At 76.2% G+C, this 8,484-nt stretch carries 8 protein-coding genes; 6 read left to right on the top strand and 2 right to left on the bottom strand.

Features of this window, described 5'->3' with window-relative positions; all coding sequences use genetic code 11:
• Positions 1–119 precede the first annotated feature (119 nt).
• On the top strand, positions 120–1,814 hold the full coding sequence (locus tag LG632_RS28625) for a DUF885 domain-containing protein (RefSeq protein ID WP_226730652.1): 1,695 nt from the start codon (positions 120–122) through the stop codon (positions 1,812–1,814).
• A gap of 177 nt (positions 1,815–1,991) precedes the next feature.
• Here the strand turns inward: LG632_RS28625 and LG632_RS28620 are convergent, their stop codons facing one another.
• Positions 1,992–2,504, bottom strand: coding sequence for a rhodanese-like domain-containing protein (locus LG632_RS28620; protein ID WP_226730651.1), 513 nt, complete (start codon positions 2,502–2,504; stop codon positions 1,992–1,994).
• 94 nt (positions 2,505–2,598) lie between these two features.
• Between LG632_RS28620 and LG632_RS28615 the strand changes: the two genes are divergently transcribed.
• From LG632_RS28615 to LG632_RS28595, 5 genes are all read left to right on the top strand, one after another.
• Positions 2,599–3,045, top strand: a complete 447-nt coding sequence (locus LG632_RS28615) for an Lrp/AsnC family transcriptional regulator (protein WP_226730650.1) — start codon at positions 2,599–2,601, stop codon at positions 3,043–3,045.
• Positions 3,046–3,131: 86 nt separating this feature from the next.
• On the top strand, positions 3,132–4,067 hold the full coding sequence (locus tag LG632_RS28610) for an oxygenase MpaB family protein (protein WP_226730649.1): 936 nt from the start codon (positions 3,132–3,134) through the stop codon (positions 4,065–4,067).
• Positions 4,068–4,095: 28 nt separating this feature from the next.
• The gene (locus LG632_RS28605; RefSeq protein ID WP_226730647.1) at positions 4,096–5,226 is read left to right on the top strand and encodes an SDR family NAD(P)-dependent oxidoreductase; all 1,131 of its coding nucleotides are present in this window, start codon (positions 4,096–4,098) and stop codon (positions 5,224–5,226) included.
• A gap of 74 nt (positions 5,227–5,300) precedes the next feature.
• Positions 5,301–5,747: an SRPBCC family protein gene (locus tag LG632_RS28600; protein ID WP_226730645.1), complete on the top strand. Its 447-nt coding sequence runs from the start codon at positions 5,301–5,303 to the stop codon at positions 5,745–5,747.
• The gene (locus LG632_RS28595; protein ID WP_226730644.1) at positions 5,734–7,326 is read left to right on the top strand and encodes a phytoene desaturase family protein; all 1,593 of its coding nucleotides are present in this window, start codon (positions 5,734–5,736) and stop codon (positions 7,324–7,326) included. The genes LG632_RS28600 and LG632_RS28595 overlap by 14 nt, the downstream gene beginning before the upstream one ends.
• Positions 7,327–7,397: 71 nt before the next feature.
• Here LG632_RS28595 and LG632_RS28590 read toward each other — a convergent pair.
• The coding region (locus LG632_RS28590) for an SbcC/MukB-like Walker B domain-containing protein (RefSeq protein WP_308109368.1) at positions 7,398–8,484 on the bottom strand (1,087 nt) is incomplete at its 5' end.

The following is an 8,484-nucleotide window of genomic DNA, read 5'->3' as shown; positions in this document are numbered from 1 at the left end:
GGCTGCCCCGGGCCGGCTCACGGCCCCGGGGCTCGGCCGGCGCGGACGCAGGCAGGTCGTCAGGAGCTGAGAGCGAAACGCTAGTGACGCGGCGCGGTCCCGCGTACGAAGATGTCCACATGTCAGACACCCTCCACAGCAGCCTCCTGCCGCGCCAGGTCGCCGACGCCTACGTCGACGAGCTCGTCGCGCTCGACCCCGTCCTCGGCACCTACCTCGGCGTCGCCTCCAGCCACCGCGCACTGCCGGACTTCTCGCCGGCCGGTGCCGACGCCGTGGCCGAGCTCGCCCGCACCACCCTCACCCGGCTGGCCGCGGCGGAGCAGCTGCCCGGCGCCGACAGCGACGCCGAACGCCGCTGCGCCCGGCTGCTGCGGGAGCGGCTGACCGCCGAACTCGCCGTCCACGAGGCCGACGAGCACCTGCGTGCCGTCAGCAACATCCACTCCCCCGCGCACAGCGTGCGCGAGGTCTTCTCGATCACCCCGACCGAGACCGACGAGGACTGGGCGGCGATCGCCGAGCGGCTGCGCGCCGTCCCGGCCGCCCTCGCCGGCTACCGCGAGTCCCTCCAGCTGGGCCTGGACCGCGGCCTGTACGGCGGCCCGCGGGCCACGGCCACCTTCGTCGACCAGCTCGGCTCCTGGGTGGGTGAGGACGGCGAAGGCCCCGGCTTCTTCGCGGACTTCGCCGAGAACGGCCCCGAGGCCCTGCGCGCCGAGCTCACCGAGGCCGCGGCCGGCGCCACCGCTGCCACCGCGGAACTGCGCGACTGGGTCCGGGACGTGTACGCCCCGGCCGTCGCCGGCCGGCCGGACACCGTCGGCCGCGAGCGCTACGCCCGCTGGGCGCGCTACTTCAACGGCACGGACCTGGACCTGGACGAGGCCTACGCGTACGGCTGGTCCGAGTACCACCGGCTGCTCGCGGAGATGAAGACCGAGGCCGGCAAGATCCTCCCGGGCGCCGGCCCGTGGGAGGCCCTCAAGCACCTGGACGACCACGGCACCCACATCGAGGGCGTCGACGAGGTCCGCGCCTGGCTCCAGGGCCTCATGGACGAGGCGATCGCCAACCTCGACGGCACCCACTTCGAACTCGCCGAGCGGGTGCGCAAGGTGGAGTCGCGGATCGCCCCGCCCGGCGGCGCAGCGGCGCCGTACTACACCGGTCCCTCCGAGGACTTCTCGCGCCCGGGCCGCACGTGGCTGCCGACCATGGGCCGGACCCGGTTCCCCGTCTACGACCTGGTCTCGACCTGGTACCACGAGGGCGTGCCCGGCCACCACCTGCAGCTCGCGCAGTGGACGCACGTGGCCGACCAGCTCTCCCGCTACCAGGCGACGGTCGGCATGGTCAGCGCCAACGGGGAGGGCTGGGCGCTGTACGCGGAGCGGCTGATGGACGAGCTGGGCTACCTCAAGGACGCCGAGCAGCGCCTGGGTTACCTGGACTGCCAGATGATGCGGGCCGCCCGGGTCATCGTGGACATCGGCATGCACCTGGAGCTGGAGATCCCGGCGGACTCGCCGTTCCACCCGGGCGAGCGCTGGACGCCGGAGCTGGCGCAGGAGTTCTTCGGCCTGCACAGCGGCCGCCCGGCGGACTTCGTCGAGAGCGAACTGACCCGCTACCTGTCGATGCCGGGCCAGGCCATCGGCTACAAGCTGGGCGAGCGCGCCTGGCTCCAGGGCCGGGACAACGCCAGGGCCGCCCACGGCGATTCCTTCGATCTCAAGGCCTGGCACATGGCCGCGCTGTCGCAGGGTTCGCTGGGCCTGGACGACCTGGTGGACGAGCTCTCCCGGCTCTGACGAGCCCTCCCGGCACTCGTCCCGCGCGCGGCCGAGCCCTCCCGGCGCTCATCCCGCGCGCGGCCGAGCCCTCCCGGCTCTGACCGCGCGCCCGACGGGCCGCCCGGCTCCCTCGGTCGAGGACCGGGCGGCCAGGGAGCCGCTCGGCATCGGCGGCGGCTCAGCCCTGGCAGCCGCTCAGCAGCCGCAGTCGTCCGAGTCGACCGGCGCGGTCAGCGGGTCGGCCTCGGCGCGCTGCGCCGAGCCCTGCCAGGTCTCGACCTCGAAGCCCTCGCGGATCCAGTACTCGATGCCGCCGAGCATCTCCTTGACCTGGAAGCCCAGTTCGGCCAGGGCCAGTGCGGAGCGGGCGCCGCCGTTGCAGCCGGGCCCCCAGCAGTACGTGACCACGGGCAGGTTCTTGTCCAGCAGCCGCTCGGCCTGCTCGGGGACGAGCGCGGTCGGCAGGTGCACGGCTCCGGGCACGTGGGCCTGGTCCCACGAGGGCGTGGAGCGGGAGTCGACCAGCTGGAAGCCCAGTTCGGCGCCCTGCTCGCGGTGGGCCTTGAAGGCGGCGGCGACATCGGAGACGTCCGCGTGGAAGGCCAGGCTCGCGGCGAAGTAGGCGGCGGCGGCCGCGGGGGCGGCCGGCGGGACGCGCAGGACGGGGTTGGTGGCGGGAGCAGCTTCGGTGTGCTGTGTCGTCGTCATGCCCAGAAATCTACGGGCGCCCTACCCGCCCCGGAAGTGACTTTCCCCGGCGTATCACTTGTTGGACCGGGGATTCCCCTGCTATCCCTGCACTATGACCGAGTACTCCCCTGACGCCACCGACTGGCGCATCCTGACCGCCCTGCAGGAGGACGGCCGCGCCAGCTTCACCGAACTCGCCCGTACCGTCTCGATGTCGGCGAGCGCCGTCACCGAGCGGGTCCGGCGGATGGAGGAGGCCGGGGTGATCACCGGGTACACGGCGGTGGTCGACCCCGAGCGGCTGGGCCGATCGATCCTGGCCCTGGTCCGGCTGCGCTACCCGCACGGGAACTACAAGCCCTTCCACGACCTGCTGGAGACGACGACGGAGGTCCTGGAGGCCCATCACGTCACCGGCGACGACTGCTTCGTGCTGAAGGTCTCCGCCCGGTCGATGTCCCACCTGGAGGAGATCACCGGCCGCATCGCCGGTCTGGGCTCGGTGACCACGAGCATCGTCTACTCGTCCCCGCTGCCGCGCCGCCCGATCTCACCGTGAGGCGGCCGGGGCCCTCCTCCCGGCCGGGGCCCTCCTCCCCTCCCCGCCGCTTCCCGGTACCGGCCCGGCCGCGTCACACTTGAACCGTGAACCGGTCGCAAGCGCTGAACCGGCTGGTGCCGCCGCGGGCCCGTGACCGCCTCGGCGACGCCCTCCTCGCCCGTGTCGCCGGCCCCTCCGGCGCGGAGAACCGGGCCCGGATCCACGGCACTCCGGGACCGAGGTGGTTCGCCCCCGGGGAACCGATCCGGCAGGTGCACGGCGACGCCTCGATGTTCGTGGGCGGCCTGAGCGCGCTGCTGCTGCAGTCGCTGCACCCGCGGGCCATGGCCGCGGTGGCGGCCCACTCCGGATACCGGGGCGATCCGTGGGGCCGCCTCCAGCGCACCAGCACCTTCCTCGCGTTCACCACCTACGGCACCGCGCAGGACGCGCAGCGCGCGGTGGACGCCGTACGGGCGGTGCACGGGCGGATCCGCGGCCGCACCCCGGACGGGCAGCCGTACCGGGCCGATGATCCGCACCTGCTCGAATGGGTGCACATCGCCGAGGTGGACAGCTTCCTGCGGGCCTACCAGCGCTACGGCGCCGGGCACCTGGACGCGGACGGGTGCGACGCGTACGTCGCGGCGGCGGCCCGGGTCGGCCAGGCCCTCGGAGTCGTCCGGCCGCCCCGCACCGCGGACGAGCTGGCGGAGCGGATCGAGGCCTTCCGGCCGGAGCTGCGCGGCACCGAGGAGGCCCGGGCCGCTGCCCGCTTCATCCTGCTCCGGCCCCCGCTGCCGTGGCCCGCCCGGCCGCCGTACGCACTGCTGGCGGCGGCCGCCGTGGCCCTGCTGCCGCCCTGGGCGCGGACGCCCCTGGGCCTGCCGCTGCTGCCGCGGACCGAGCGGTGGTGCGTGGGACCGGCCGGGACCGCGGTCACCGGCGCCATCCGCTGGGCGCTGCGGCAGACCCCGCCCGCCCCCGGCCCGCGCCAGCCGGACCCGCGGGAGCGCCGGGTTCGGGCGTCCGGCGCATGAACGGGCCCGCGCGGGTCAGAGGCGGGACATGGAGTTGCGCCATGCCGTCGTCGTGGTCACCGGCGCGTCGAGCGGGATCGGCCGGGCCACCGCCGTCGGCTGCGCCCGGCAGGGCGCCCGCGTGGTGCTGGCCGCCCGCAGCGCCGACCAGCTGCGGGACGTCGCCGCGCAGTGCGCGGCCCGGGGCGGCCGGGCACTCGTGGTCCCCACGGACGTGAGCGACGAGCGGGCCGTGGCGCGCCTGGCCGACGCGGCCGTCGGCGCGTTCGGCCGGATCGACGTCTGGATCAACGCGGCGGGGGTCGGCGTCCTGGGGCGGTTCGACCAGGTGCCGGTACCGGACCTGCGGCGGCTGCTCGACGTCAACCTCCTCGGCGCCGTGCACGGCGCCCGGGCGGCCGTACCGGTCATGCGCCGGCAGGGCCGGGGCGTCGTCATCGACGTCGCTTCCGTGCTCGGGGGCCGGATCACGGCCCCGTACATGGGCGGGTACGCGATGTCGAAGGCGGCGCTGGTCACGTTCGACGAGGTGCTGCGCGAGGAGCTGCGCCTGCTCGGAGAGCCGGGGATCAAGGTGTGCACCGTGCTGCCCACGGGGGTGGACACCCCGTTCTTCCGGCACGCCGCCAACCACAGCGGCCGCGAGCTGCGCTCCCTGCCCGCGGTGGCCACGCCCGAGCGGGTCGCGCGGGCCGTGGTGCGCACGGCCCGGCGGCCCCGCGGCCGGGTGCTGGTCGGGCCGTACGCCCGCCTGCTGGCCCTCGGGCAGGGGGTGGCCCCGCCGCTGGTGCGGCGCGCGGTCGGACGGCGCACCGACCGTGCCTATCTCGGTGACGGCCCGCCCGCGCAGCCGGTGAGCGGTGTCCTGCGCGCCCCTTCCGGTCCGAGCGCCGCCGTGCACGGCGGACGGCACGGGGCCCTGCGGACGTTCGTACGGCGGGCGGTGGCCGCCGCGGCCCTGCCGGCGGCCCTGCGCGCCGCGCACGCCGCACGGGCCGCGTACGCCGCACGGGCCGCGTACGCCGCACGGGCCGGGCGCGGCGTACGTGCTGCCGGGCGCGCCGCAGACACCCCGCGTGCCGCACGCACCCCACGCCACCCACATGCCCCGCGTCCCCCACGTGCCCCACGGTGGCCGCCCACCCACGGCGCGGCATGAGGGCCGCCGCGGCGGGTAGGCGCCCGGTCCCGGACAGACCCCGACAGACCCCGGCCACGGAGCGGGAGGCAGTCATGGCGGTGCAGCACCGGCTGGTAGGGACCCGACCGGAACGGGTCTGGGAGGTCCTGGCCGACGGCGACCGGTACGCGCGGTGGGTCCTCGGTACGCACCGCTCCCGCGAGGCCGACGGCCGATGGCCGCAGGAGGGCTCCGAGCTGCGCTACCGGATCAAGGTCGGCCCGTTCACGTACGACGGCACGACGGTGGTACGGGTCTGCGAGCCACCGCAACGGCTCGAACTGGAGGCCAAGATGGGCGACGCGGGCGCCCGGATCGCCATCGAGGTACGGCCCTGGGGACCGGAGGAGACGCTGCTCGTCCTCGACGAACACCCGCTGCGGGGGCGGGGGTGGTCCTTCCACCACGCCGCGATCGACGCCGTGGCCCAGCTGCGCCACCGGGTGATGCTGGCGCGCCTGGCCCGCGAGTGCGAGGACGGCGCGCGTGAGCGCCGCTGACGCCGTCGTCGTCGGAGCCGGCCCCAACGGGCTCGTCGCGGCCAATCTCCTGGCCGACGCCGGATGGCAGGTCGTGGTGCTGGAAGCGGGGCCGTCGGCCGGGGGTGCGGTGCGCAGCGACCGCGGCCTGGACCCGGCGTACGTCCACGACCTGTGCAGCGCCTTCTACCCGCTGGCGGCGGCGTCACCGGTGATCCGGCGGCTGCGCCTGGAGGACCACGGCCTGCGCTGGAGCCGCGCGCCCGCGCCGGTGGCCCACCCGCTGGCGGACGGCCGGTGCGCGGTGCTGGCCGCGGACCCGGCCGCGACAGCGGCCTCGCTGGAGCGGTTCGCACCGGGCGACGGGGAGGCGTGGCTGCGCCTGTGCCGGCTGTGGCAGCGCATCGGGGACGACCTGGTGGACTGTCTGTTCACGCCCTTCCCGCCGGTCCGCGCGGGCGGGAGGCTGGCGCTGCGGCTGGGGTACGGCGAAGGCCTACGGGTGGCGCGCACCATGCTGCTGCCGGCCCGCCGGCTGGGCGAGGAGGAGTTCGCGGGCGCCGGCGGTCGCCTGCTGATCGCCGGCAACGCCCTCCACGCCGACCTGGCGCCCGAGTCCGCCCTGGGCGGCGGCTTCGGGTGGCTGATGTGCATGCTCGGCCAGACCTACGGCTTCCCCGTGCCGCGGGGCGGCGCGCAGGCCCTGACGGACGCCCTCGTCCGACGCCTCACCGCGCGCGGAGGGGTGCTCAGGTGCGGGCAGGAGGTGGCCGAGGTGGTGGTGCGCGGCGGCCGGGCCGTGGGGGTGCGCACCGGGGACGGCACGGGCGTGGCGGCCCGGAAGGCGGTCCTGGCCGCCGTTCCGGCGCCGGTGCTCTACGAGCGGCTGCTGCCGCGCGAGCAGGTGCCCGACCGGGTCCGGGAGGACCTGCGGAGGTTCCAGTGGGACTTCTCGACGGTGAAGGTCGACTGGGCCCTGTCCCGGCCGATCCCGTGGGCCGCGGACGGGCCGCGCACCGCCGGAACGGTCCATCTGGCCGACGGTGTGGACGAGCTGACCCTGTTCGCCGCCCAGATCGCCATGCGGCTGGTGCCGAGCACGCCGTTCGCGGTGCTCGGGCAGATGACCACCGCGGATCCGAGCCGCTCGCCCGAAGGCACCGAGTCCGCGTGGGCGTACACCCACGTCCCCCAGCGGATCGCCGGGGACGCGGGCGGGGACGGCATCACCGGCCGCTGGGACGAGCGGGAGAAGGAAGCCGTGGCCGACCGGCTCGAACGCCAGGTGGAACGGTACGCGCCGGGGTTCCGCGACTGCGTCCGCGCCCGCCGGGTCCTGGCCCCACCCGACCTCGAACGCCTCGATCCCGCCTTGGTGGGGGGCGCCGTCAACCAGGGCACCACGAACCTGCACCAGCAGCTCGTCCTGCGCCCCCTCCCCGGCACCGGCCGCCCGAGCACCCCGATCGCGGGCCTGTACCTGGCGTCCGCCACCGCGCACCCCGGCGGTGGCGTGCACGGCGCCCCCGGGGCGAACGCCGCCCGCACGGCCCTGCGGGCGCGCCGCTTCGCGGCCCCGCCGCGCCGGCGCCGGGCGTGAGCCTCGGGGGCGTCCTCGGCGGCCTCGGTCCGTGAGCCCCGCGGCGCGGTGCGCACCACCGAGCGGTGGCCTCAGTCCGTCGGTCCCGCCGTGCGGTGGCGCACCACCGAACCCCCGCGCCGCTTGACGACCTCCAGCTGCGCCTGCACCCGGGTGCGCAGGTCCGCGACGTGGCTGACGATGCCGACGCTGCGGTCGCGTTCGCGCAGGGAGTCCAGGACGTCGAGGACCTCGTCGAGGGCCTGGTCGTCCAGGCTGCCGAAACCCTCGTCGATGAAGAGGGTGTCCAGGCGCATCCCGCCGGCCTCGTCGGTGACGACGTCGGCGAGGCCCAGCGCGAGGGCGAGGGAGGCGAAGAACGTCTCGCCGCCCGACAGGGTCGCGGTGTCGCGCTCGCTGCCCGTCCAGGCGTCCACCACATGCAGACCGAGCCCGGACCGCCCCCGTCCGCCGGCCTTGGCGTCGGAGTGGACCAGGGTGTAGCGGCCCCCGGACATCCGCTGGAGCCGGACGGTGGCGGCCGCGGCCACCTGTTCCAGCCGGGCGGCCAGGACGTACGCCTCCAGCCGCATCTTGCGCTCGTTGTCGGCGGAGGTGCCGGCGGTGAGCGCGGCCATCCGCGCCACCCGTTCGTACTCCTCGCGCAGCGGTCCGAGCGTGCGCAGTTCGGCCTCGGCCTGCCGGGACAGCCGGTCCACCTCGGCGCAGCGCTCCCGGGCCGCGTCCACGGCCGAGCCGGCGGCGCGCAGCCGGGCGGCGGCCCGTTCGGCGTGCGCCTCGGCGGTGCCCGGATCGGCCGGGGGCAGGGCGGCCGCGGCGCGGGTGTCGGCCTCGGCGAGCCGCTCGGCGAGGGCCGCCTCCTCCGCCTGCCAGGCGTCCGTACGCTGTTGCAGCCGCCGCCGCTCCGGCTCCGGCAGGACCGCGCCCGCGGCCTCCTCCACGGTGGCGAACTTGGCGCGGAACGCGGCGTCGGCGAGGCGCCCGTCGGCCTCCTTGAGGCGGTCGGCCGCGGCGTCGGCGCGGCGCACGGCCTCGGCGGCTCCGGCGACCAGGGCGACCCGGGTCTGCAGGACGCGGGCCCGGTGCGCGACGCTCGGGGCGTCCCCGCGGACCCGCGCCAGTTCGGCCTCCAGCCCGCGCTGCTCGTCGTCCAGCGCC

Origin of the sequence: Streptomyces antimicrobicus (assembly GCF_020532625.1) — a bacterium.
GTDB lineage: Bacteria > Actinomycetota > Actinomycetes > Streptomycetales > Streptomycetaceae > Streptomyces > Streptomyces antimicrobicus.
This window is presented reverse-complemented; position numbering and strand designations above follow the sequence as displayed.